The sequence below is a fragment of the Sporosarcina sp. P19 genome, from assembly GCF_002743165.1.
GTDB lineage: Bacteria > Bacillota > Bacilli > Bacillales_A > Planococcaceae > Sporosarcina > Sporosarcina ureae.
Window position 1 is genome coordinate 53,631 of the sequence record NZ_PDYR01000006.1, and the last position, 25,318, is coordinate 78,948.

At 41.1% G+C, this 25,318-nt stretch carries 23 protein-coding genes; 7 read left to right on the plus strand and 16 right to left on the minus strand.

Annotated features, from left to right (window positions below; translation table 11 throughout):
* Positions 1 to 43: 43 nt before the first annotated feature.
* From CSV74_RS08340 to CSV74_RS08360, 5 genes are all read right to left on the minus strand, one after another.
* Positions 44 to 1,093 carry a YkvI family membrane protein gene (locus tag CSV74_RS08340; protein WP_099691324.1) on the minus strand — a complete coding sequence of 350 codons (1,050 nt, stop codon included), beginning with the start codon at positions 1,091 to 1,093 and terminating at the stop codon, positions 44 to 46.
* A 51-nt stretch (positions 1,094 to 1,144) separates the two neighbouring features.
* Entirely contained in the window at positions 1,145 to 1,741 is a 597-nt protein-coding gene (locus CSV74_RS08345) for a DNA-3-methyladenine glycosylase (protein WP_099691325.1), read from the minus strand.
* Between the two features lie 21 nt (positions 1,742 to 1,762).
* Positions 1,763 to 3,499, minus strand: a complete 1,737-nt coding sequence (locus tag CSV74_RS08350) for an ABC transporter ATP-binding protein (RefSeq protein WP_099691326.1) — start codon at positions 3,497 to 3,499, stop codon at positions 1,763 to 1,765.
* A 20-nt stretch (positions 3,500 to 3,519) separates the two neighbouring features.
* Positions 3,520 to 4,182, minus strand: coding sequence for a uracil-DNA glycosylase (locus tag CSV74_RS08355; protein WP_099691327.1), 663 nt, complete (start codon positions 4,180 to 4,182; stop codon positions 3,520 to 3,522).
* A 108-nt stretch (positions 4,183 to 4,290) separates the two neighbouring features.
* Positions 4,291 to 5,433 carry an MFS transporter gene (locus CSV74_RS08360; RefSeq protein WP_198040356.1) on the minus strand — a complete coding sequence of 381 codons (1,143 nt, stop codon included), beginning with the start codon at positions 5,431 to 5,433 and terminating at the stop codon, positions 4,291 to 4,293.
* Positions 5,434 to 5,622: 189 nt separating this feature from the next.
* Between CSV74_RS08360 and CSV74_RS16520 the strand changes: the two genes are divergently transcribed.
* Positions 5,623 to 6,006 carry a hypothetical protein gene (locus CSV74_RS16520; RefSeq protein WP_143560759.1) on the plus strand — a complete coding sequence of 128 codons (384 nt, stop codon included), beginning with the start codon at positions 5,623 to 5,625 and terminating at the stop codon, positions 6,004 to 6,006.
* 66 nt (positions 6,007 to 6,072) lie between these two features.
* Here CSV74_RS16520 and CSV74_RS08370 read toward each other — a convergent pair whose 3' ends face one another.
* The 7 genes from CSV74_RS08370 to CSV74_RS08400 form a co-directional block, all read right to left on the minus strand.
* A complete protein-coding gene (locus tag CSV74_RS08370; RefSeq protein WP_099691329.1) occupies positions 6,073 to 7,035 on the minus strand; it encodes a siderophore ABC transporter substrate-binding protein in 963 nt (320 codons plus the stop codon).
* A 33-nt stretch (positions 7,036 to 7,068) separates the two neighbouring features.
* The gene (locus tag CSV74_RS08375) at positions 7,069 to 7,830 is read right to left on the minus strand and encodes an iron ABC transporter ATP-binding protein (RefSeq protein WP_099669891.1); all 762 of its coding nucleotides are present in this window, start codon (positions 7,828 to 7,830) and stop codon (positions 7,069 to 7,071) included.
* Positions 7,827 to 8,777, minus strand: a complete 951-nt coding sequence (locus CSV74_RS08380) for an iron chelate uptake ABC transporter family permease subunit (RefSeq protein WP_099669892.1) — start codon at positions 8,775 to 8,777, stop codon at positions 7,827 to 7,829. The genes CSV74_RS08375 and CSV74_RS08380 overlap by 4 nt, the downstream gene beginning before the upstream one ends.
* On the minus strand, positions 8,770 to 9,720 hold the full coding sequence (locus CSV74_RS08385) for an ABC transporter permease (RefSeq protein ID WP_099691330.1): 951 nt from the start codon (positions 9,718 to 9,720) through the stop codon (positions 8,770 to 8,772). Before CSV74_RS08385 ends, CSV74_RS08380 begins: the two co-directional genes overlap by 8 nt.
* Before the next feature lie 234 nt (positions 9,721 to 9,954).
* Positions 9,955 to 10,818: a DUF6612 family protein gene (locus tag CSV74_RS08390; protein WP_099691331.1), complete on the minus strand. Its 864-nt coding sequence runs from the start codon at positions 10,816 to 10,818 to the stop codon at positions 9,955 to 9,957.
* Between the two features lie 256 nt (positions 10,819 to 11,074).
* Positions 11,075 to 12,343, minus strand: coding sequence for a GTPase HflX (gene hflX, locus CSV74_RS08395; protein ID WP_099691332.1), 1,269 nt, complete (start codon positions 12,341 to 12,343; stop codon positions 11,075 to 11,077).
* A gap of 51 nt (positions 12,344 to 12,394) precedes the next feature.
* Positions 12,395 to 13,096 (minus strand): VOC family protein, encoded by a 702-nt coding sequence (locus CSV74_RS08400; protein ID WP_158231775.1) that lies wholly within the window; start codon positions 13,094 to 13,096, stop codon positions 12,395 to 12,397.
* Positions 13,097 to 13,373: 277 nt separating this feature from the next.
* On the opposite strand from CSV74_RS08400, the gene nfsA reads away from it, so the two are divergent.
* Both nfsA and CSV74_RS08410 read left to right on the plus strand, forming a co-directional pair.
* Positions 13,374 to 14,105, plus strand: a complete 732-nt coding sequence (nfsA, locus tag CSV74_RS08405) for an oxygen-insensitive NADPH nitroreductase (RefSeq protein ID WP_099691334.1) — start codon at positions 13,374 to 13,376, stop codon at positions 14,103 to 14,105.
* A 22-nt stretch (positions 14,106 to 14,127) separates the two neighbouring features.
* Positions 14,128 to 15,321: a class I SAM-dependent methyltransferase gene (locus tag CSV74_RS08410; RefSeq protein ID WP_099691335.1), complete on the plus strand. Its 1,194-nt coding sequence runs from the start codon at positions 14,128 to 14,130 to the stop codon at positions 15,319 to 15,321.
* A 60-nt stretch (positions 15,322 to 15,381) separates the two neighbouring features.
* Here CSV74_RS08410 and CSV74_RS08415 read toward each other — a convergent pair whose 3' ends face one another.
* Positions 15,382 to 16,563, minus strand: a complete 1,182-nt coding sequence (locus CSV74_RS08415) for a MalY/PatB family protein (RefSeq protein ID WP_099691336.1) — start codon at positions 16,561 to 16,563, stop codon at positions 15,382 to 15,384.
* Positions 16,564 to 16,708: 145 nt separating this feature from the next.
* Here CSV74_RS08415 and CSV74_RS08420 point away from each other — a divergent pair, with 145 nt between their 5' ends.
* The gene (locus CSV74_RS08420; protein ID WP_158231776.1) at positions 16,709 to 18,937 is read left to right on the plus strand and encodes an S-layer homology domain-containing protein; all 2,229 of its coding nucleotides are present in this window, start codon (positions 16,709 to 16,711) and stop codon (positions 18,935 to 18,937) included.
* Between the two features lie 52 nt (positions 18,938 to 18,989).
* Here the strand turns inward: CSV74_RS08420 and putP are convergent, their stop codons facing one another.
* Positions 18,990 to 20,471, minus strand: a complete 1,482-nt coding sequence (gene putP, locus CSV74_RS08425) for a sodium/proline symporter PutP (RefSeq protein ID WP_099691338.1) — start codon at positions 20,469 to 20,471, stop codon at positions 18,990 to 18,992.
* Between the two features lie 229 nt (positions 20,472 to 20,700).
* Here putP and CSV74_RS08430 point away from each other — a divergent pair, with 229 nt between their 5' ends.
* Positions 20,701 to 21,024, plus strand: a complete 324-nt coding sequence (locus CSV74_RS08430) for a YbjQ family protein (RefSeq protein WP_099669902.1) — start codon at positions 20,701 to 20,703, stop codon at positions 21,022 to 21,024.
* Positions 21,025 to 21,063: 39 nt separating this feature from the next.
* Here CSV74_RS08430 and CSV74_RS08435 read toward each other — a convergent pair whose 3' ends face one another.
* The gene (locus tag CSV74_RS08435; protein ID WP_099669903.1) at positions 21,064 to 21,258 is read right to left on the minus strand and encodes a YwbE family protein; all 195 of its coding nucleotides are present in this window, start codon (positions 21,256 to 21,258) and stop codon (positions 21,064 to 21,066) included.
* 125 nt (positions 21,259 to 21,383) lie between these two features.
* On the opposite strand from CSV74_RS08435, the gene CSV74_RS08440 reads away from it, so the two are divergent.
* The gene (locus CSV74_RS08440) at positions 21,384 to 21,824 is read left to right on the plus strand and encodes a YtoQ family protein (protein WP_099691339.1); all 441 of its coding nucleotides are present in this window, start codon (positions 21,384 to 21,386) and stop codon (positions 21,822 to 21,824) included.
* 239 nt (positions 21,825 to 22,063) lie between these two features.
* Positions 22,064 to 24,892 (plus strand): ATP-binding protein, encoded by a 2,829-nt coding sequence (locus tag CSV74_RS08445; RefSeq protein WP_099691340.1) that lies wholly within the window; start codon positions 22,064 to 22,066, stop codon positions 24,890 to 24,892.
* A gap of 59 nt (positions 24,893 to 24,951) precedes the next feature.
* Here CSV74_RS08445 and CSV74_RS08450 read toward each other — a convergent pair whose 3' ends face one another.
* Positions 24,952 to 25,317 (minus strand): response regulator transcription factor, encoded by a 366-nt coding sequence (locus tag CSV74_RS08450; protein WP_255408333.1) that lies wholly within the window; start codon positions 25,315 to 25,317, stop codon positions 24,952 to 24,954.
* Between the last annotated feature and the right edge of the window lies 1 nt (position 25,318).

Genomic DNA, 25,318 nt, shown 5'->3' on the forward strand with positions numbered 1-25,318 from the left:
CATAAACAACCCCCGCGAATGTGAATAATTCGCGGGGGTATTTTTATACTTTATTCGGCATACGGATTGAAGACATAATGAGGGCAGCTACTAAAAATAGACCTAAATAACCGACGACCGGATATAGTGTATTGACCAATTTCGTGAATCCAAAAAAGCTCAATGCATAGCCAATTACTAATGAAAATGCTATGAATAACTTAAATTTCATCGTTCCACTTTGGATGAATCGAGCACCAAACGCATAGAACATACTGACCGCTGTATTGAAGATCATACCGTATAAAATAACTGCCATGAAGATTGCAAAGATCGGTGAAATATTATTGATAATTGCAAGCATCGGCAAATCTGCTCCTGCTACATTTTCCACCTGTGAAAAAATCGCCAAGTGACTTAACAGTATTAAAATACCTAATCCAAGACCACCTACGAATCCACCTCGTGCTGCAATCTTTTCATCTTTTTCCGCACCGCCCATAACAATTGCCATCGAGGCACCTACCGCAATATTAAATGACACATAGTTAATGGCAGATATGAACCAGTTAGGCAATGTCGTAGGCAATGCTTGTGCGACAGGGTCTAGAACCGCGAATGTTGTATCCATCGTGACGATACTGTAAACAGATACGACAACTACTGTAATAATTAAAAAGGGTGTTATACTCCCTATTACAGCAACTACTTTATCTACGTTTAATAATATCGTCAAGAACACTAAAATCATCATAAGCAAACTGCCTACAAATGTCGGTAAGCCAAATTGCTGATGTAAGTTAGCACCGGCACCCGCCAGCATCACCACACCCACGCCAAATAATGTAAAGATGATAATACCATCCACTATTACACCTAAATAGCGCCCACTGATTTTGTAGATTACGTCTTTGTGTGAAGGTGTTCGCATTCGACTTCCAAGACGCGTTAATGTCATTCCTAAGTAAGCGAACAGCGCCGTACAAATCACTGCGCCAATCATGCCTAAGTAACCGAAACTCGTAAAATACGTCATAATTTCATTACCGGAAGCAAATCCCGCCCCTACGATAATCCCAATAAATGCACTGCCCATTTTCAATATTTTCTTCATAATTTCCCCTATTCTTCTCTGTAACCAAGCAAATTCGAGATGTTCATTCATCTATTTTCTATATTTAGAGACGAATGGGTTGTCTTTTTCAAAGAAACGCCAAGGATAATGCACGGCTTCACCAGTGTTGCCAATCCCGACCCGAGGACCCGGTTCTATTTCAGCCTGAGGTAAGCCTTCTGCTATATAGAGAGGCTTCTGTGTCCAATGATGGCCGTAGTATGACATCGTCACGCCAAGAGCTTTGGAGAGCTTCCCGGGTCCATTTGTAAGATCGGTCTCTTTCTTAATGTGTATGCCACGACGTTGTTGCATATGACGTACTCCTTCTATTGGTTCACCTGCTCGCAGTAATACAGCATGCGGTGTCCCCTCTTGTGCACAGACCACATTCATTAGTGTGTGCGTGTGCATTTGATATGTATAGACGGAACCCGGCTTACCGAACATAATTTCTGTACGCTTTGTTCTACGATTACCATAACTATGCGCAGCACGGTCCTCAGCTCCATGATACGCTTCTGTTTCCACAATTCTAACCACTGATAGTCCTTCGGGTTCCTCATGGACAATATATTGACCGACCAAATTACGGGCAAGCTCTAGTACAGGTACATTGAAGAAAGGTGAATCAATCGGTTCATACATACAATCTTCTCCTTTCCGTTCTCATGCCAATCCTTGACCTTCTGCAAACTCACAATAGAGTTTATGTGTTTTCAATAGTTCGGTGTGATTTCCTCTACCGGTAATCTGACCATTCTCTAAAAAGAGTAATTGATCTGCATGCAGTACAGTTGCCAATCGGTGTGCAATAATAAGCGTAGTTCTACCTTGCATCAAGTGGCGTAATGCTTCTTGGACATGCGTTTCCGATCCGCTATCTAAATTCGACGTCGCTTCATCCAATAATAATATCTCTGGGTTATGCAATAATGCACGCGCGATTGCAATACGTTGACGCTGACCACCTGACAACTTCATACCGCGCTCCCCCACCATCGTATCGAATTGATCCGGCATATCTTTTATGAATGTATACGCATTGGCCGCTTTTGCAGCTTCAATAACTTGTTCAAGAGGTGGTCTCTTTTCAAGACCGTACGCAATGTTATCTAAGATTGTTCCACTCAATAATGGGCTTTCCTGTGAGACGTAGCCTATACGCCGGCGCCAATCCGATAACGGAATCATCTGAATCGGATCTGCTCCAAGCCGTATTTCTCCAGAAGTCGGTTGATAAAATCTCTCCATCAATGAAAAGATTGTGGTCTTTCCTCCACCGCTTGGTCCGACGAATGCCGTTACAGTTCCTCGCTCTGCAGTGAATGAAATTCCGTTCACTACATCCTTCCCCTCTTCATATGAAAAATGAACATTTGAAAATGCGATGGCGCCTTCTATTTTCGATGTACGTTCACCGTCTGCGGACTCTGAATCCATCCGCAGAATGCCTTGAATTCTTTCTGTCGCCCCTACTGCTTTTTGGAATGAAGTGAAAAATTGAGCCATTTGAGCGAACGGTACGATGATCTGAAATAGCAAGAAAATAATTGCAACTAACGTTCCTGCTGATAATGCACCTTTTGCAACTTGTGCTCCTCCATATCCGAGAATCACTACTAAGATACCCATCATTGTCAACATCATGATAGGTGAAATAACAGCCTGTATTTTTGCTTCTTTCAGCCCATATCGAAATAGCGATTGAATGGCTACTTTGCCTTTCTCCCCTTCAGTAGATTCTGCGCGATATGCTTTCACTAACCGGATATCTCCAAGTACACGGCCTAGATGTCCCGAAAACTTTGCCATTTCAGCCTGTGTCGCTTTCGCTACCTTGTGCATTAAACGTCCAAGCGGATACAAGATCGCCATACTAACAGGCACACTAATTAACAGGATAATCGTCATTTTCCAATCGAGCACCAATAGAATAATGACCGCTCCAATAATTGAGATCATACCCGAGATGAACGATACTAGATGCTCTGAAACAAGTGATTTTAATACAGTCGTATCTTGTGTAATGCGACTCATCGTTTCGCCCGTTTCATTTCGATCAAAATATGGCACAGGTAAACGCAATACTTTTTGCCATAATTGATTACGTAAATCCGCCACTACCGTCTCACCAATAAAGGCCAACATATAATAGGAGAAACCTCCAGCAATTGCTTGCACTACGAATAAAACGAGCAGAAAAACGCCCGTTTTCCAGTTCAATAATTCACTTGTGAAGGAGTCCACTAAATCTTTGGTAATCAACGGCACAGCTAGTCCTGCGGCTGTTTCAACGAGAGATAGCACCAGTGCAAAGATTGTCACAGCAACTGGCCAGCGCAATGTCTTGACCAGACTCATAAAGTTTTTTACGGATCCTTTAGGTTTTACTTGATCATTCATGGTGTTTCCTCTTTTCTATCTCATTCAAACGGATGTTGCATTTGCCTTTGAAGATATTCACCAATGCGATGCCAATCGGCCTCCAAATCAGGTCTAAGGGATGGACGATAAAACACTGAAGCTGGATGGAATGTCGGTATTATAGTGTATGATTCATCCGTTAAACTATATTGTTTATCTTCTAATTCCGCTAAATATTGCACAGGTTGCGTCAATATTTGTCCATGAAGAGCCGTAACCTTCGCATGTTTTCCTAGCAATCGCTGCAAGCCGATATTGCCCAGTGTTACGATGAGCTTCGGTTGAAGATTGGCTACTTCAAAATCAAGGATGAGCGCATGGGCCAATTGTTCTTTTTGTGTGGGTGGTCGATTATACTTACGCTCCGTCAAACTACCATCCCGTTCTTTCTTCGTCCCCCATTTGTATGGTCTACTGCGGAACGAACTCGTCATATAGACATCTTCACGTGTTAGCCCGATCGATGCAAGGGATTTCATTAATTCGTCACCTGCACGGCCAATGAACGGAATACCATGTATCGCTTCATGTTCTCCCGGCGCTTCTCCAACGAGTAAGAGCGTCGGTGATTTCGGACCTTCTCCGTGAACAAAGCCTTCTACTGGAAATCCTTCGCTACGTTCTAAAGCTACACGCGCAATTTCATCTGGTACACGAAACATCGTATCCACTCCTTTCTGTAATTATAAAGGTTTCCCTGGCGAATAAAAAATGTTAACCATCGAAAAAGCCGCTCCCATTTCAGTGAAATGGAAACGACTAACTTTATACTATGTTAACTCCGTTTGTTTTGTTTCTGTTCCGAGGAAAATAACAGCTAGTACTCCTACCATAATAGCTGCGCAGAATATACCAAAGACTACTCCGAAACCGTATCCTGCCGTTAACAATGAACCAACGAGAAGTGGTCCAAAAATTCCTCCCACACGTCCAACTGCAGCTGCAACCCCAGAGCCTGTCGCTCGGATCGCGGTAGGATATTGTTCGGGTGAATAAGCGTAGAGTGCTCCCCATGCCCCCAAGTTAAAGAAGGATAGAAACGCACCGGCTACCATCAATGTAGTCAATGTCTCCGCATTGCCAAAAGCTAGAGCACTGAGTGCCGTTCCGAATAAATAAGTAGCGAGGACAAATTTACGTCCTATGCGCTCGATTAGCCACGCGGCACTGAAATAGCCTGGCAACTGCGCTAGTGTCATCAATAATACATAGCCAAAACTTTTAATTAGACTAAAACCTTTGATCACCATTACGCTCGGTAGCCAAAGGAACATGCCGTAATACGAGAAAACCACAGCAAACCATACAATCCACAACATGATTGTCCGTTTTCTAAATGTCGGAGCCAGTAGTTGCTTTAGTTTCTGTCCAGTCGTTTGCGATGTTTTTTCTTGCTCTTCGAATTTCTTGGAGTCCGGTAAATTACGTCGAATGTAAATCGCATAAAATGCCGGTAGTGCCGTAATGATCAGAGCAATTCTCCAGCCGAATTCTGGGATAATAAAATATGCTATTAAAGCCGCTATAAGCCAGCCCGCTGCCCAGAAGCTTTCCAGTAACACGACCACACGTCCCCGCTCTTTTGCGGATACGCTTTCTGAAACTAATGTAGAGGCAACAGGCAACTCTCCCCCTAACCCTGCTCCCACTAAGAAACGCAAGGCTAAAAACGCCCATAATGTCGTCGTCAAAGCGGATAAGCCACTCGCAACTGAAAATAAAACCAATGTCATCATAAATACTTGCTTACGTCCAATTCGATCGGCCAATAACCCGAATCCGAATGCACCTATCGCCATGCCGATCGAGTTAACACTACCAATCCAGCCCATCTCAGTCGAAGTCAGATTCCACTCTACAGCTAATGCAGCAATGACGAATGACAGGATTCCCACATCCATCGCGTCGAACATCCAGCCTGTACCTGCTATGCCTAATAATTTATTTCGTGATATTTCTTTCTTTTTCACGGGGCTTCTACCTTTCTATTGTACAATCTTTAGGTGTCTTTACAGTTGTCATTATAGCACTTTTTAGTTGCATTTGACTAGCTTTGTTTTTGGGGTATTTTTAGATGTTGGTGGTTGTGCGTTTCGCGGGTGATGATAGAGCGGGTGGGTTGTGGGTATGAGCGGATACGAGACTGGATTGAGCGGATGGAATGCGGCTATGAGCGGATTCGGGACTGGATTGAGCGGTTAGGCTGTGGCTATGAGCGGATACGCGACTGGATTGAGCGGATTGACTGTGGGTATGAGCGGATTCGAGACTGGATTGAGCGGATGGAATGCGGCTATGAGCGGATTCGGGGCTGGTTTGAGCGGATGGGCTGTGGCTATGAGCGGATTCGGGACTGGATTGAGCGGTTTGGCTGCGACTATGAGCGGATACGGGACTGGATTGAGCGGTTTGGCTGTGGTTATGAGCGAACAAACAACATGATAGAGCGCTCGTTCAAGTTGAATAAGCACACCCCAACAAATTAGAGTGAAAAACAATAATGAACATACAAAAATCCCAGAAGACAGAGTCTCCCGGGATTTCATTCGTTCTTATAGTCCAGCTTCCACTTCTTTGATCATTTCTTTGATTGATTGAAGTCCGCCACCAGATAGGTACCAATATTCACCGTTCAAATAAACCATTTTGTCGTTCTTGAATGCGTTTGTTTTCTTCACAAGATCGTTTTCAACAGAATCTTTCGCCGATGCGCCGTTACCGATTGCTGCGTCGCGGTCGATCACGAAGAGGATATCTGGGTTTGTTTCTAAGATGTATTCAAACGTGATGTTTTGTCCATGTGTAGAAACTTCTATTTTTTCGTCAGCGGGCTCAAAACCAAATACGTCATGAACTAGTCCGAAACGTGAGCTTGGGCCGTATGCACTTACTTTCCCTTCAGTTGCTAGGATAATTAATGCATTGCTGTCGATGCCTTCAGTTTTAGTTTTGATTTCTTCGATGCTTGCATCTACTTCTGCTAATTCAGTGTTCATCTCATCTTCTTTATCGAAGATTGTAGCGATTTTACCCATGTTCTCTTTGAAAGATTCCATGTAGTTAGCTGTATCAACACCCATGAAGATGGTTGGAGCGATTTCAGATAACTGATCATACAAGTCTGTTTGACGTCCAGAGATGAAGATCACGTCTGGTTTCATTGCATTGATTGCTTCAAAGTCAGGCTCTTTCAAACTACCAAGATTTTCATATTTCTCATCTTCGTATTTAGAAAGGTAACCCGGTACGTTTGATTGTGGAAGACCTGCTACTTCAATTCCTAGCTCATCTAATGTATCCAATGTTCCAAAGTCAAAAACTACTACCTTTTCAGGGTTCTTTTCAAGTGTTGTTTCACCAAGTTCATGTGTAATCGTTACTTCTTTGCTTTCTTCAGCTGGCTTGTCTTCAGGTTTTGCATTGTCTGCAGGTTTTTCTTCGTCTTTCGCACCGCCACAAGCAGCTAGTGCAAGCATTAAGATTAATGCAAATAGGGAAAGGGTAAGTTTCTTCATTTTAGTATAATTCCTCACTTTGTATAATTTATTTTAAGAGTTAAAATACACACAAATACGGCAATCTTTCATTTGTTGAATGGGAATTTCCATATCATAAATTTCGCGTAATGAATCTGAGGTGATAATATCGTTTGTTACTCCGTCCTTGACGACTTTTCCGTTCTTTAACGCAACGATGCGGTCTGAGTAGACAGAGGCAAAGTTGATGTCATGCAAGACGATGACCACCGTTTTGCCAAGATCGTCGACAAGCTGACGCAAGATTTTCATGATTTGCACGGAGTGTTTCATGTCCAGGTTATTCAGTGGTTCATCGAGCAGAATATAATCGGTGTCTTGTGCAATTGTCATCGCAATGAACGCTCGCTGACGCTGACCACCGGATAATTCATCCAAATATGCTTCTTGCATGTCTATCAGGCCCATATACTCCAACGCCTGATCCACCATCCGCTCATCTTCTTCCTGAAGACGGCCCTTACAGTGCGGGAAACGGCCGAACGAAACAAGTTCACGGATGGTAAGTTTGACATTCATGAAGTTAGATTGCTTTAATATCGCGACGCGCTTAGCAAAATCATTAGACTTCATATTTTTCACTTTGCTTTTATCGAGCAATACTTCGCCCGTGTCAGCATCCATTAATCGACTTACCATCGACAGAAGAGTAGATTTACCAGCCCCGTTCGGTCCAATGAATGATGTGATTTTTCCACGGTGAATATTCACACTGACCTTTTCGACGACTGCTTTTTTTCCATAAAACTTCGTTATCTCACGAACTTGAATCATGAAGACCGACTCTCCTTTAATAATAAGTAGATAAAGTACATGCCACCGACAAAGTTAATGATCACACTGAGTGTGGTCGAGAAAGAGAATAGACGTTCAACGATCCACTGTCCGCCAACTAATGCAATGACACTCATCAATGCAGCACCGGCAATTAACACCGAATGCTTGAACGTGTTAAAGAATTGGTAGGACAAGTTGGCTACGATTAATCCGAAGAATGTAATCGGACCTACAAGTGCCGTGGACACCGCAATCAGTACTGCCGATAAAATCAGCATGATCTTGACGACCGACTGATACGGTACACCTAGATTGATAGCTGTATCGCGTCCCAATGATAAAACATCAAGTTCATTGATATAGCGCCATCCGATAATTAGTGTGATAACCAATATTGATAATGCCCACCAGACGAGATCCCCGTTGATATTGTTGAAACTCGCAAACATCTTATCTTGCACACGCAAAAATTCATTCGGATCAATCATCACTTGCAGGAATGTCGAAATACTTCCGAAGAATGTACCGACGATGATACCGACTAGCAGTAAGAAATAAATCGGCCGGTTCCCTTTTCCGAATAAGAAGTGATAGAGCAGTAAGGCGAACAATATCATCGCACCTACCGACAGCATGAAGTTAAACTGCTGGTTGATCAGGACAAATGAAGTGGATCCGAAAAAGAATATGAGAACGGTTTGTAGCAGGATATAGAGTGAATCTAATCCCATAATACTTGGCGTCAAAATGCGGTTATGCGTGATGGTCTGGAAAATAACTGTGGAATATGCCACTGCCACACCTGTTAAAATCATCGCCACCACTTTGATTGCTCTTCTAGGAAGTGCATAGTCATAGCTGCCGTTCAAACCTTGAAACAGATATAATCCGCAAAAGACTAATGAAAATGCCAACAAAATTAATAGCTTCGTTGAGTTACGCATAGGCTTTCCCCCTAAACAGCAAGAACAGGAAGATTGCGCTTCCGATGACACCGACCATTAAACTGATCGAGATTTCATACGGGAAAATAATAACCCTGCCTAGAATGTCACATATAAGAAGGAAAATCGCGCCTAGCAATGCAGTATGCGGCAAGGTCTTTTGTAAATGGTCTCCTTTGAAGATTGAGACGATGTTCGGAATGATTAACCCTAAGAAAGGAATCAGTCCCACTGTCAATACAACCGTTGTCGTTATTAATGCGACTAAGACCAACCCAATATTGACGATACTCTTGTAAGCGAGTCCTAAGTTCTTGGAAAAGTCTTCTCCCATACCTGCCACTGTAAATCGATTCGCATATAAATATGTAATGATCAACACGGGTATACTAATATACAAAAGCTCATAACGGCCTTTCATGATCATGGAAAAATCTCCTTGAAGCCAAGCAGACATATTCTGGATCACGTTTGCTTTAAATGCAAAAAATGTGGTGATGGAAGATAAGATATTCCCGAACATCAATCCAACAAGCGGAATGAAAATCGCATCTTTGAATTTAATACGATCAAGAATTTGCATAAACAAAAATGTACCAAGTAAGGCGAATGTAAACGATACCGCCATCTTTTCTAATAGTGTTGCGTTGGTAAAGATCAACATAGACACTAAGATTCCAAGTTTAGTCGCATCCAACGTCCCTGCCGTGGTAGGTGATACAAATTTATTGCGGCTCAATTGTTGCATAATCAAACCTGCAATACTCATCCCTGCACCTGCAAGTAATATCGCGACTAATCGAGGGAACCGACTAATCATGAAAATTTCTGTCGCTTCTGACCGCCAGTCCAATAGGTCCGCTGGTGTGATTCGGCTTGCGCCAACAAACAGCGAAAGAAATGATAAAAGTATAACTGCTGTAATTAAGTAACGTTTCTTCATGAAGAACTCCGATATCGAATATTTGAGCATTTCTCATTTAAATGAAAATGATTATCATTCGCTCAACAACAACTTTACAGCGTTTTGTAGATGATGTCAATATCTAAATGAAAATCGTTATCAACACTTTTTTAAAAATGCATATTTGGGTACTTATGCCCCGTTATTTATTTAAACGTATGGGATTATACGAAAAAACCGTTTTCCGTATGACACGGAAAACGGCGTATTCATTTACTGCTGATTCATTCCTTGGTCCATTTCTTGGGCGCTATCCAATATTTCTTTCGGTACTTTGATTTCATCAATCTCATTGATCTTTGTCATGGTACCCTTCATATTCTGCGTGACTTTAACTTGCTGACCTTGCTCGTCCATTGTCATGACCATATCCATGTCAAAGTCTTTTGTGAAGAAAGTCTTTTTATCAATAGTGAAGTGTAGATCGACTTTTTCTACTTTTAAATCTGTTTCTTCCAACTTGGCTTCATCTGCTCCTGCCGGCATGTGCTTCTCTAACATCTCCTGCATGAGCTCGCTAAACTTTTCACCAGAACCTATCAATGTCAAAACGTATTCATCGTTAGTCTCTTCAAATGTAAAGTCTTCTGCGTATTCTTTATACATAGTGAAGTCCACTGGTGATTCAGTCACTCCCGCCATTTGACCAGTGACTTCCTCATACAGTTCATTCGGTAGTTTGATCCAACCACCTGATTGTGGATCTTTCATGAAGAAACCTTCTTCTGTCATATACTGTTCTATCGCCATTTCTTCATCGCCAACTTGCATATTCATGGTTTGGCGCATAGCGAGCGGTTCAAGTATCATATCCATATCAATCGTTGAATTAATGTCTTGCTTTTCATCCCCCATTTCTAACGTTTGCATAATTTCCATATCAGAATGCATACTCTGCTGTGTTTCAGCTGCCGCATTTGCTTTTTCCATTACTTCACCGGCTGTCAGTTCACTTTTTACGACCACTTCTTCTCTTTCCCCTGTCATAGGATCTTCTTTAGGTTCAGCAGTTTGGCCACAGGCACTTAAGACAAGTGCTAGCGTTCCTGCTGTAAGAATGGTTGTCCATTTTTTCATACTGTTCATCACTCCTTATATATTGTTCTCGCTTAGTTGTACGATTGATTAAGAAAAATTCCTCAGATTCACCTTTTTATATTAAACATAACACAATGGGAAAACCACAAGTTAATACACTAAATACTTTTAATATTCATCAAGAGGTTTAGATTCCGAGTTATCGGGCAAACTAGAAGCATCCCACCCCCTTTCTCTTCTTATAAAGATAAAAGGTTTTGGCTGCATGCATTGCGCATGCAGCCCTTTTTTATATTCAATTTAGAATAAATTCTTGTAGACGTTCATATTCACTTGCTGGCATTTCTACAGTCATCAAAGTACCTTCTTCTTCATATGCTGTATCTTTAATTGACGCGTTTTCATTGAGATGTGCAACGATTTCTCCACGGTCGTATGGAATCATTAATTTACACGTGACATATTGTCGGAATAAGTTTTGTTGGATCAATGTTAGTAATTCAGGTATTCCTTTATCTTCGCCAGCCGACATCCAAATACTCTGATCTTTTATACGTGGATAGGAGATTTCAGTCAAGTCCGATTTATTATATATGTTGATAGTAGGAATGCTTTTCACGCCAATATCTCCTAGCGTTTCATTAGTAACGTCCATCATATGACCATGTTCTTCGTCGGAAACGTCCACAACATGCAACAATAAGTCGGCATTCTTGGCTTCTTCTAGTGTCGAACGGAATGCTTGGACAAGATGGTGTGGGAGTTTGGAAACGAACCCTACGGTATCCGTTAATATAAATTCTTTTTTATCATGCAGCTTGATCTTTCTTACAGCGGTTTCGAGCGTTGCAAATAGCATATCTTTTTCACGGACTTCTTTAGATTCATCCACATCCGTAAATTGCAGCAATCGATTCATCAACGTGGATTTCCCAGCGTTTGTATAACCTACAATCGACACTACAGGTATACCGCTTCTGACACGCTGTTTTCGCTGCGTTTCTCGTTGATCACTTACATGCTCGAGTTCACGGCGAAGCTTCGCTATCTGATCTTCAATTTTCCGACGATCAAGCTCAAGCTTCGTTTCTCCGGCTCCTTTATTCTGTAAGCCGCCTCCCGTGCCGCCACCTTGCCTGCTGAGTGATGCACGTAGTCCGATAAGTCGTGGCAGTGTATATTGCAGTTGCGCTAATTCAACTTGCATCTGCGCTTCTCGGTTGCGTGCCCGCCTCGCAAAAATATCCAGTATTAGCATAGTACGGTCAATGATTTTACATTCTAGATCTCTTTCCAGATTTCGTAACTGTGAAGGTGATAATTCATCATTGAAGATTATTAAATTCGCTTCGTTTTCTTCATACACATCACGGATTTCATCGATCTTCCCTCTTCCAATATAACTAGAAGGATTTTTCCGTTCCAAATTCTGTGTCACTTCACCTAGTACTTCTACATTGATGGCTTCTGCCAAATTCTTCAGTTCTTCCATCGCATATTCAAAGTGCAAATCCTTCTGCTCATGCACGCCAACTATTATGGCCTTTTCAATTAACACATCCATGCTAACATCCTCCAGACATCTTTATATATAGTTTACCCTTCGTTCTATTTGCTAATCGTTCGATATGAAATGAATCTCCGCCAAACGTTGTGCTGTGTCATTTTTTTCTATAAAGCGCAAAACAACGTCTCCGATTCGGATATCATGTACATCTCCGACTTTCTGTGATAATACTATTGCCCATTCACCGGATTCTCGTAACGGGTCTTCCACATGGAAAATACATTCAGAAATTTTTTGTTGCTGATGGAAAGTCGTTCGCGCACCCGTCTTAGCAAGACCAGCTTGTCGCTTTTCTTCGGGTTCTTCCCATTCGATGAAGAATGGATACGGCAATTCATTGGAGACACTTTGTTCAATAAACAGCATCTTCCAGCGAAGCAACTCACCATTTTCTGTTTTTCGTGAAGCTTTGAGAATTTTAGTTGTCGTGAAACCTTTATTATCGAGTTCATCTTTCCATTGTTCCATATCCTCGACGGAAAAACAGACAGTTGCCCAGCCGTCACCATATGGCTGATCATGAAAATATTGAGCAATAAGCGGTTGCTCCTCTACTGCTATTCTCGCTTTGTTTTCATCTACTACTGTCAGCCATTCGATATAGACATTATCAGTATACAATAACGCATTCGCTGTTCCCCAGTTTTCATGTTGTCCACCAACTACTGCCGGATTACCTTTTGCACGTTGTTCATTGACAATACTTTGAACATCATACTGAGTGAAATAGACGAGGTGGTCGAGTTTCATAGTAAGCATGCCCTCCTAAATAGATGATTTCCTTCTATCATATCAAACCTGTCCTACCAATCGGGATTCCCCGACCTTTATGTTTTGCCTCATCCGTTATGTGTGTGGATGATGAATACACGATACGGAGCTATGATGAAAGAAAACCTTACATACTATAAGATCAGCAACAGTCAAAATAAGCTTCAGTGTTTCCCGAAAGGTCAGAATAGTGTAGGATAAAAGGAGAGTTTCAGGAAGATATATGTTCTGACGAAAACGAATGCGGAGGGATTGTATGGTAATCAATTTATTAAAGTCTCACTCATCGGTTCGACGTTATAAAGATGAACCGATTTCAAGAGAGACAGTTATGGAACTAGTGAAAGCAGGTCAGCATGCAGCAAGTTCTCATTTCGTGCAAGCATGCACGGTAATGTATGTAACGGACACTGAAAAACGCGGCCAGTTGGCTGAGCTATCCAAGAACCGTCGCCAATTCTATACAGCCGGCGCAGTATTAGTATTCTGTATGGACTATAACCGATTATCTCATGCTGCCCGTTTACATGGTCAGGAAATTGACTATACAGTAGCAGAAAATGTATTAGTTGGCGCGATCGATGTCGGTCTTTTCGCACAAAATGTCGTCATTGCTGCCGAATCAAAAGGCTATGGTATTTGCTATATCGGCGGCGTACGGAATGCGATGGAGGAAATTTCAGAAGTACTGGAATTGCCTAAAGGTGTTGTGCCTCTATTCGGATTGTCTATCGGTGTTCCAAATGAATCCAATGGAGTCAAACCACGTTTACCTGTAGAAGCCATTTTACATGAAAACACGTATAACGAAGAAAAGTATACTGAACTATTACCAGCATATGACGAAACCATGAAAGAATACTATGCGAGCCGTGACTCAAATCAGCGTGATGCAATGTGGACAAAAGAAATGGCTGATTTCCTTGAATCACCAAGAAGAACGGATCTTCAGGCATTCTTACAAAAGCAAGGATTCTTATTGAACTGAAGACAGACAGGAGTGTCAAACGATGTCAGTAGATGACGTGCTGGAACTACTCCAGCGACGCATGACAGATGGAACATTCATCCGTGCGACCATTAGTGGTCCACGAATGAAATCCAATGATGTGAAGCGAATTAAATTAAAACCGCTTGAACTAAAAGGTGAATTTTACATTCAATTTGAATATCAGCATGAACGTGTTCTCAAGCATGATAATGTGGCACTTGAAGACGTGGCGCAACCTCTGCACGATGCCTTGAAAACCTTTAAGCAATTCCATATTGATTTATCAGATGAAACGATGCAGATTCAAATATCCAAGAAGATGAAAGTTTCGATTAAACGAATTTTCCTTAATACAGAAAAGACCGTTGACTACGCGCATAATCGTACGAAAAATTACGCTTTGAATGAAGGGACACCTTATCCATTTCTTGTTCGTCTCGGCGTTCAAACAGCTGAAGGTAAGGTCAAAAATCAAAAACATGATAAGTTTCGTCAAATCAATCGCTTCGTCGAACTGATTGATGACACACTTTCCCACTTGCCGAAAGACCGTCCGATTCGCATACTCGATTTCGGATCGGGTAAATCTTATTTGACGTTCGCACTGTATCATTACTTGCGAATCGAAAAAGGCCTTGATATTCGGGTAACGGGACTAGATCTTAAAAAAGAAGTCATTGAAGAATGCCAGGAAATCGCACGTGATCTGCAATATGATCAACTCGAATTTCTAGTAGGCGATATCAATGAGTACGATGGCGATACTGCAGTCGATATGGTCGTCACGCTTCACGCATGTGACGTGGCAACGGATATGGCGTTGGCTAAAGCAGTCAACTGGGGGGCTTCCGTCATCCTATCGGTTCCTTGCTGTCAGCATGAACTGTTTTCACAAGTTCAAGCCCCGGCACTCGACATCATGTTGCAGCATGGCCTAGTAAAAGAACGTTTTGCTGCACTAGCAACCGATTCCATCCGCGCAGAGTTGCTGACATTAGTTGGCTATGAAGCACAACTAGTGGAGTTCATCGATATGGAGCACACACCGAAGAACATCTTGATACGTGCTTACCGTACTACTAAGCAACCAACTCCAGAGCAAATTGATCGTTACGTTGCATTCAGAAATATGTTGCAGGCGAAGCCTTTCTTAGAGAACGAACTGCAGCCTTTGCTCGGTTTTCTACCAGCAGATGACCATCACACTATTTAACAGCATAAAAGATCACCGCAACGTCTTATTGACAATACGGTGATCTTTTTATCAAACTTATCATTGTGGCAAGTGTTCGATTATACTATCCACTGCCTGCTTAATATAATGCGGTTTCGTCCCAAGATTCAAACGAATGAAGCCTTTCGAGTTTTCCCCAAACCACTCTCCGTAGTCGATTGCCAGTTTACATGTATCTTGCACAAATTCTTTTACACTGTCTGGCTGGATATGTGCGCGCAAGTCAATCCACAATAGGTACGTTCCTTCCAATGGCGTAACGATTAACTTAGGCGCATGCTCTGCGAACTGTTCTACTGCATAGCGTTCATTCGACTTCACGACTTCTCGTAATCCTTCAAGCCAGTCTGCCCCATGATTATACGCCGCCTCTGCAGCCGTCATACCTAGCATATTCACTTCTGTTTGATTCACGGAATTCACAAATGTATCGAACTGCTCTAGCAACGCTTCATTTTCAATGATAATCTGAGATGTTAACAAGCCCGCCAGGTTGAATGTTTTGGAAGCAGAAGTTACTGTAATGACACGCTCAGAGTACTTCCCTCCAGTGACAATTGCAGATGGTATATGTGTATGATCGCCAAACGTCATATCATGATGGATTTCATCCGACACAACCAGTACGTCATGTTTTTCACATATTGACAAGAGTTTCTCTGCTTCCTCTGCTGTCCACACACGACCAACGGGATTATGCGGTGTACAATGAATGAATAATTTCACGTCATTCTCAAGTATTTGCTTTTCAAAGTCTTCAAAGTCTATTGTGTAAACGCCTGCCGTATTAATGAGTTCGCTGCTTATCAGTGTACGGCCAGTATCTTTCACTGCGTTGGCGAAAGGATAATAGACCGGAGATAGAATCATCACTGCATCCTGAGGTTTCGTAAATGCATTAACAAACCAGTATAACGCCGTCACGACGCCTGTTGAAAAACGCATCCATTCCTCTTTCACTTCATAACCATGATGCTCACGTTCCCAATTAATGAACGCTTCAAAATATGATTCAGGTGCATATGTATAACCGAACACCCCAAAGTCCACTTTTTCTTTCAACGCCTCGATCACTTGCTCTGGTGCCTTAAATTCCATATCTGCTACCCAGGCCGCAAGTAAGTCTGCATCACCGAAACGTTCCTCCAGCTTGTCCCATTTCAGCGAGTACGTACCCTTTCGATCAACTGCATAACGTTCCAAAAACTCTTCTTTATTCATATAGAAACCTCCTCTGTTATCAATTTCATAGTAGTCATTCTATTCCGATTGTATCATATGTCCCCTTTTGCTTCCTCCGTTGTCGTTATGATTTCTTTTGGGGTATACTAGAGTATTGAAGCGACATTAGTTGGAGGTCATGAAAGTGAGAAAATGGAATACCGCAATCATTTTAACAGCACTATTTTTCATTTGTTCCATTCAGTCTGTCAGCGCACAAACGACAGACGTAAAATATATAGACGTCCCTAATCACCACTGGGCAAAAAATGAAATCATGCAGCTGGATGAAATGAAAATCATCACAGGCAATTTCGATATGCAATATCATCCTGAAGAACCACTAACAAAGGGGCAAGCTGCTGTATCTTTATCTAAAATCTTCGGATCAAAATTCATTGATAAATCTTATGGTTTTTCAGATATCGCATGGGGATCAGATAAAGCACGTTTTGCTTTGACTGCTGTTGAAAACGGCTGGATCCAACCAAGCGAACGTGGAGTTTTCGGCTTTGATGAACCATTGACGAAGACAGAGCTATGGAATTCACTCATTACGGCCTTTGATATGGAAAAGGACTTCGCTAAAGTGTTATCTACTAGTTGGCCTTCTAGTTCGGATCGAGCTACATTACAAAACATTCCTGTTTATACGTTTCCTCAAGTAGAGGAGTATCTTCATTATGGAGACTCGGTCGTATCGCGAGCATACTTTTCAAAAGCACTGCATCGGATACTAGTGGAAACCAATCGTATAAAACACCCGAAGCAATTCACACTTACCGCTCCTGAAGAGTCCGTTGCCTATAGTAAAAGTGTACCCGGAAATCATTTAGGGAGTGTACCATTCAGTACTCACCCCCTTTATTTACGCTCGGAGGAAGCATTTGAATATAAAGACTTTACACAAATCAATTATGGCTTTTCACGAGATAGTACGTATACGTATGCAGTTGGAACAGATGGGGCAGAAATTAAACTAACTGTTCGTGAATTACCTAATAGAGATGTATTTGTATTCTCGGAACTACACAATCCAACAGACGCAGCTATTACTGTAGAAGTACTTCAAAAAGAAGAGGATATCGCACGTTTTAATTTATTCCGTTATGATCGCTATCCACTCATGCGTGAAAACACGGATTTGACCGATGCGGATATGACAACTTATCCAACAGGATTGTTGCGCTTCATTAAGACAGATGGCTCAGTAGAAGAGCGGATGATTGGACAGGCTTATCTATCCAAACAATTATCTCTCCGCTATGATAATGACGAACAAAGCGTTTCGCGTGAACTTCTTGAAGAGCAAGAGAACTTCACCTATGCGTTAGCTGGAAAAACACTATTATCCTCCTACACACTTCAAGCCGATTCAGGGGAAATTGCTGATCACTGGTATGTCGATTCGGACGAACCATTGTTTAATTCAAAGAATGATATATTTAAGTGGATGAGAGAAACTAGTCAGAATCACAAGAAGCGAAATAATTGGTACACTGCAGATGGTTCGTATAATAAACTGGCTGACTCGACAGAACCAATGCCCGTTTCAGGTCAAAACTACGGACGTACTTTATTGATGCTGAAAGAAGATCGTGCATTGACACTCTATCATGAGAATAAAGGACGATACTTTGAGAATCTAGTCTATAATGCTTTCGTCAACTTGAAAAACTTCAAGCAGGACAAGGCCTACTGGGAAACAGAAGTAACCAGTACGTATCTCAAAAATTTGTATGATATTCACGCACCATTCATTGATACGCGTTTCAATGAACAAATCGCTTTATTCTATTATAATATCGGTGGTGAGTTCGGGATCCCTTCTGCAAATGAACCACTGCGTAATTATGCTGACCTGCTAGTTTCCCAACAACAAAAAGGCAATATTAATAGAGTAGCTAGCGATGCATATTACATTGCGGATTACTTTCCGATCAAACAGAAAGTTACTACCCATACATCCATGAACCATGCACTCGGTGGTATGAATATTCTACTCCTATCTTACCAAGAGTTCGGGGATTGGCGATATCTCCAAACCGCACGCAATATCCAGCGAGCCATTGTCTATCAAAAAGATAAATGGATTCGTGATAACGGAGATATTTGGTATAAGATTTCTCCAGAATCCACTTTTGAGGGGGATGATTATAAACATTTGACACTGGAAGACTTGATTGAATCCTATCAACTTTGGCAGCAAATCGATCCAAGTTACTTGCCTACCCTGAAGCAACTAATTATTTCCAAGGCTACCTTCCTATCCAATGAAAAACTTGGCTATACGACAAAAATTAAAAAGGGCTTGAAGGAAATTGGATTATACGAGTATCTACCAGATGGCGATGAAGTCACTGACGCTTTATAAGCACAATGAAAAAGAGCGACCCTTGCACACTGTGCAGGATCGCTCTTTTTACTTACTTTTCTTTTTCAAGCAACTCCATTGTTTCATCGAATTCTTTTTCAATAATGGGGTTGTGTTTATACGTTGCTTTACTTACTACAACCGCAACAAGGAGACAAATCGCGAACCCTGGGACGATTTCATATAGTGAACTCGATAAGAACTTGACGTTACCCCAAACACCGACTGTAATGGCACCAGCGATCATACCGTATAGTGCACCTTTAGCCGTTAACTTTCTCCAGTATAATGACAAGAGAATAATGGGACCGAATGCACCACCAAAACCTGCCCAAGCGAATGAAACCAATTTTAAGACAGATTCTTTATTTGGCCAAGCCAGCACCATGGCGACAATCGTCACGAGCAGAACGGCTAGGCGGCCTAAAAATACATAGCGACTATCCGAAGCGTCTGTTTTGAAAACTGCTTTATATAAGTCTTCAATCAAAGCAGATGATGTCACGATCAATTGAGAAGATATCGTACTCATAATAGCTGCCAATACAGCTGCTAGCATGATGCCTGCAATCAACGGATGGAATATGATCTGTCCGAGAACGATAAAGACCGTTTCCGGATCTGCCAAGTCCGCGCCATTTTGCTGAAAATACGCGACACCGATTAATGCAGTAGCAATCGCACCTATTAAACTCAGTAACATCCAGCCAATACCGATCCGTCTGGCACTTTTCGTCTCTTTAACAGAGCTGATCGCCATAAAGCGGACGATAATATGCGGCTGGCCGAAGTAACCTAGTCCCCATGCTAGTGAGGAAATGATTCCTACCACACTCACACCTGATACAAAGTTAAAGAGCGAAGGATCGACTTCTCTTATACTCGCTGCAGTTTCTGAAAATCCACCTGTTATGAAAATACCAAATGAAGGCACTAAAATCAGTGCTAAAAACATAATCAATCCTTGGATGAAATCGGTATAACTTACTGCCAAAAATCCACCGAACAATGTATACGCTAACACTACTACTGATACAATGATGAGCCCTGTATGATATTCTAACCCGAATGAACTTTGAAAGAACTTCCCACCTGCTACCATACCTGAGGATACGTAGAACGTGAAGAATGATAAAATAATGATACCTGAAGCCACCCGCAATAAACGAGAAGTATCTTTTAATCTATTCTCAAGGAAACTCGGAATCGTGATGGAGTTATTCGAAACTTGTGTGTAGACACGTAAACGCGGCGCCACAAACAACCAGTTCAAATAAGCACCTACCGTCAAGCCAATCGCGAGCCATGCTTCACCTAATCCACTTAAATAAATTGCACCCGGCAGTCCCATCAACAGCCAACCGGACATATCGGACGCTCCGGCACTTAGTGCTGTAACAGCCGGCCCGAGCGAACGTCCACCAAGCATATAATCCGTCAGGTTCGATGTACGTTTGAACGCATACCAACCAATGAACAGCATAGCCGCCATGTAAACGATTATGGAAATAAGCTGATACATTTGTTCTGTCATACAATCATCTCCTTTTTTCTATCTATGTACTCATACTACCTGATAGGTAGCGCGCTTTGAACCTTTATTTCGAGACTCGTAGAATATAACTATTTTTTCGATACAATTCCCCGGGAAATTACTTCATTTGACATAGAAAACAAAAACGCTTTATTTCCACATGTTACATATATTTTGAAACCATTCTCTCCTTCCTAACGTATAGATACAAACCAAAGGGGGAGATCAAATGTTACACACGACAACTAACATGTTGCAAGGCCGAACAATTGAAACGTATCACGGGATTGTATCAGGCGAAACCATTATGGGAGCAAATATCGTACGGGATATTTTTGCATCTGTCACTGATATTGTAGGCGGACGCAGTGCTGCTTATGAAAGCAAACTAACTGAAGCACGTCAAACAGCACTTGATGAAATGTCCCAGAAAGCGAATGTTATGGGGGCGAACGCTGTCATCGGTGTAGATTTAGATTTCGAAATGGTACGTGAAGGTATGATGATGTGTATCGCAACCGGTACAGCTGTAACGTATCGCGATGGAGAATAATCATATATACAAAAGAGAGGGTACTCCCTCTCTTTTGTATTACTCTAATATTTCTGCTACGCGTCCAACTTGTCCATCCTCAAGCCGTACTTTAATCCCGTGCGGATGAAAACTGGAATTGGTCAATAAATCTTTTACGACACCTTCTGTTTTCACGCCGCTTCGCTGATCTTTCTTTAAAATAACGGCTACTCGTAATCCAGGTTTTACATCTGCTCTATTCTGTCCATTCATATACTCAACTCTCCTCGTTTTTATTTAGTGTACCATATTTATGAACTCTTTCTCTTCAAGTACATCTGATGAAGGAAGGAATAATGCATGATACAATAAAGGTTATCAAACTAGGAGGGGTTTTCATGCGATTAACAGTATACTTAGCTGGGGAAATTCACACATCTTGGCGAGATGAAGTCAAACAACAAGCAAAGGATTTACAATTACCTGTCGACTTTGTCGGACCCATGGAAGACCATGACCGCTCAGACAATATTGGGGAAGAGATTCTAGGCGAACAACCGGATAAAATATTTAAAGATGCCGCAGCTTCTAGCCTTAATAACTTACGAACGGAAATTTTAATGAAAAAATCAGATGTCGTCATGGCGTTATTTGGCGAACAGTACAAACAGTGGAATACTGCGATGGATGCCAGCGCAGCAGTCGCTTTCGGGAAGCCACTCATTCTGATCCGTCAGGAAAATCATCACCACCCACTAAAGGAACTATCCCGCAAAGCACATGTTACCGTAGAATCGGTAGATCAAGCAGTCTTAGCTCTGAAATATATTTTTGAGTAAATATGTGAATTACTTACTAGAGGACAAGCCTAACATTTATCGGCTTGTCTTTTTCTTTGTCCACTGATTACTATGATCTTCACTTGAAACGCCATTTAGTTTGGCTAGTATTCATACGTAGTAATTTCATCCTATCTTACCTTAAAGATATAATTTCTTAACTGAAAATTCTATACGTATAGAGTCAGGGCAAATGGTAGAATAGAAGTAGATGAGATAGTGGAAGGGGCAATCGGATCGTGCAGAAAAATGGAATTCGCCAACAATACATAAAAGTATTTATCGTTTCAATAGTCATCACGATTGTCGGAATGGCTAGTATGTATTTCTATGCTAGTAACTCTTGGGATGAACTAGAAGATCAACAGCAAGACTCTTATACAAAGTCAAAACTAGTGGAAGAAATATCCGATTCAATTCAAGATCTATTCTTTCGAACCCGTGGTTACTATGCTTTTCAAATAGAGGAAGAACTAAACTATGCTTATCAAGCAATCGAAGACATTCATTCTCATTCCAAGGAATTTAAATCGTTTCATCTAAATGCAGAAGAACAACAAATCATTGCCGAAATCGATAACTTCTTAACGGAATACGAAAATGTCACCCTTCCAAAAGCCATTCAATTTGTTGAAGAAAATGATTATGACGGCTTACGGAACTTAGCAAATAGTGGTACCAACCTAACCGTTAATAGCTTCATTAAATATGCCAGTGTATACGAAGATTCTTCAAAGGATAAGCAAAGAAATGCATATGATCAAACGATGCAACAAACTAAAAATTTCTTTTTGATTATCACCATATTTGGCTTCATCTTCTTGCTTATTCCAATCTATATGGTTTGGAATGTTATTCATCGTGTGGTTAAGCCAATAGAAGATATTACGCGTGCGGCAGATCGGTATGAAACAGAAGGTACAGTGCTATTCCAACCTATTCAGACAAAGAATGAAATCGGTGCACTTTCGCAATCCATTCATAAAATGATGGAACGCATTCAAATGAATGAGCAGGAGCTCCTCTCCCAAAATGAAGAATTAATTACACAGCAAGATGAATTATTCAGTCGCCAGACTAAGATGGAATTCGCTTTATCGGAAGCTCGATTTTCACGTTTTCGTTTGGAACGTTACAATGGTTTGAGTCATATCTTATCATTCTCACTGGATAAGCAAGAAGTATGCGACCAAACTTCTGACTATTTAAATCAAATATATCAATCCGACTTGGGTTTTCTTTGGCTTCCTAGAAGCGGAATTCATACATTAAAGGGAATTTCACAAGAGTTTTTTGATGAAATTAAACGAGAACGGTTAGAATATATAAAAACCAGACTTGAAACAGAGCCCTATTTCATTATCAAACGAGAAGCAGAATATGAAAAAGGCATAGCCGACAACATTACATATGTCTATGATTTTGTGACAGGTGTCTATAATGTCGCAAACGAATTAAGCGTCGTTTCCGTCCTCTCACGTATCGGCAGGCCATTTTCGGATGACGACCAAAAAGATTTATATGGTTTGCTTAAGCGAATTGCCATTGCGGTGGATCGAATTGAGCAATACGAACTTATTAGTCATGAACGTCAGTTGAATCAAAACATCCTGGATAGTATCAATGAAGGTATTCGATTCGTCTCAAACAGAGATGAGAATGATAAGTATAATGCAGCCTTATTCGATTTACTTGGCATGAAACCTGAAACAGAACACAAGATATGGTCTCGAGAAGAGTGGACGGAGGTTTTCCTAAAGCAAATCGATGACCCGGTTCAATACAAAGTATTTCTTGATGAAGCAAACCAATCCGAAGCTACGGAGTTCATTAATAACCAATATATACTTTCATTACCTTCTAACGAATCTCGAGTCATGAATGTGTATAGTGTCCCAATTATTATTCAAAATGAAAAAGTCGGTACGATTTTCGTACATCGTGATATAACTCATGAGCACGAAGTCAATAAAATGAAAACAGAATTGGTTTCGACTGTCAGTCACGAATTACGAACACCTTTATCGAGTATCGTCGGATTCTCTGAGCTTTTACTAAATAAAGATATGGATGATACACGCAAGAAACGTTATCTTGAGACTATTCATAGCGAAGCAAACCGACTAACTGCGCTCATCAATGACTTCTTAGATCTTCAGCGGATGGAATCTGGGCGTCAATCGTACACAGTAGAAGATATAACGATCAGTGAAGTGGCTGAAAAGGCTGTGGCTAATTTACTGATTCAATCACCTCGCCATACGATAAACGTGCAAGATCTGACTTATTCATCTCTAATCAGAGCCGACTATAATCGTATTTTGCAAGTATTCATGAATTTAATCGGAAATGCGATTAAGTTTTCTCCTGACGGCGGAAGCGTGAATATCACTCTGTTAAATCAACAGGACGCAGTTACCGTTTCCATAGCGGATGAAGGCATTGGAATTCCTTCAGATACTATTGGTCATCTATTTGAAAAGTTCTATAGATTCGATAATAGTTACAGTAGAAAAATTGGTGGTACAGGTCTCGGTCTATCTATTTGTAAAGAGATTATTCAAGATCATAATGGACAGATTTGGGTGGATTCTGAAGAAAATGTAGGGACGACTATTTTCTTTGCTCTTCCTTTAAAACAGCAATTACCAACAGAAAAAATTGACTCTGATAAACCTTTGGTCGTGATAGTAGAAGATGATGTGAATATTTCTTTATTACTTGGTGAAGAGCTAGCAAGCAATGGTTTTTCAGTCATTCATCATTCCAAGGTGAACAAAGCATTTGCCTGTATAGAAAAAAGGCTACCTACCGCAGTCGTCGTTGATCTAATGTTAGACGAAGGTGAAAATGGTTGGGATCTGATTAGCCAAATGAAAGATCACACTCAAACTGAATCAATTCCTATTGTTATATCCTCTTCATTGGAAAAAGAACCGTTACTAATGGAGAAGTTTCATGTCAGTGAATTTTTGACGAAACCTTACCCTCTCAGCGATTTATCATCCATTATCATGGAGACTATAGAACGGTCGGATGGACTGATTTTATATCCAGAGAACGACTAAATAGAACGTCCTTTCCATAATGGAGAGGACGTTCTGTTTTTTATAGATATGCACAGTAATTAAAATAATGATTTAACTAATTCAGCTAGTTCATTTGGACTAAATGGTTTGGGTACGAAATAAGAGGCCCCTTTAGCTAAAGCAAGATCCTGATCTGCTTGCTGCGCTTTCGCAGTGAGCATAATGATAGGTGTTGTTAGTTTTAACGGTTGTAGATGCTCTAATAATTCCAAACCGGTCATACGTGGCATCATATAATCCAAAAGAATGGCGTCATATGGATGGCTTTGAATTTTTTCCAAAGCTTCTACCCCGTCTTCAGCCTCTTCCACTTGAAATCCTTCAAATTCCAAAGTGTCTGTGAGCAACATGCGCAAAATATCTTCATCATCTACAACTAACACTTTTTTTCCTACATGTGTCAAA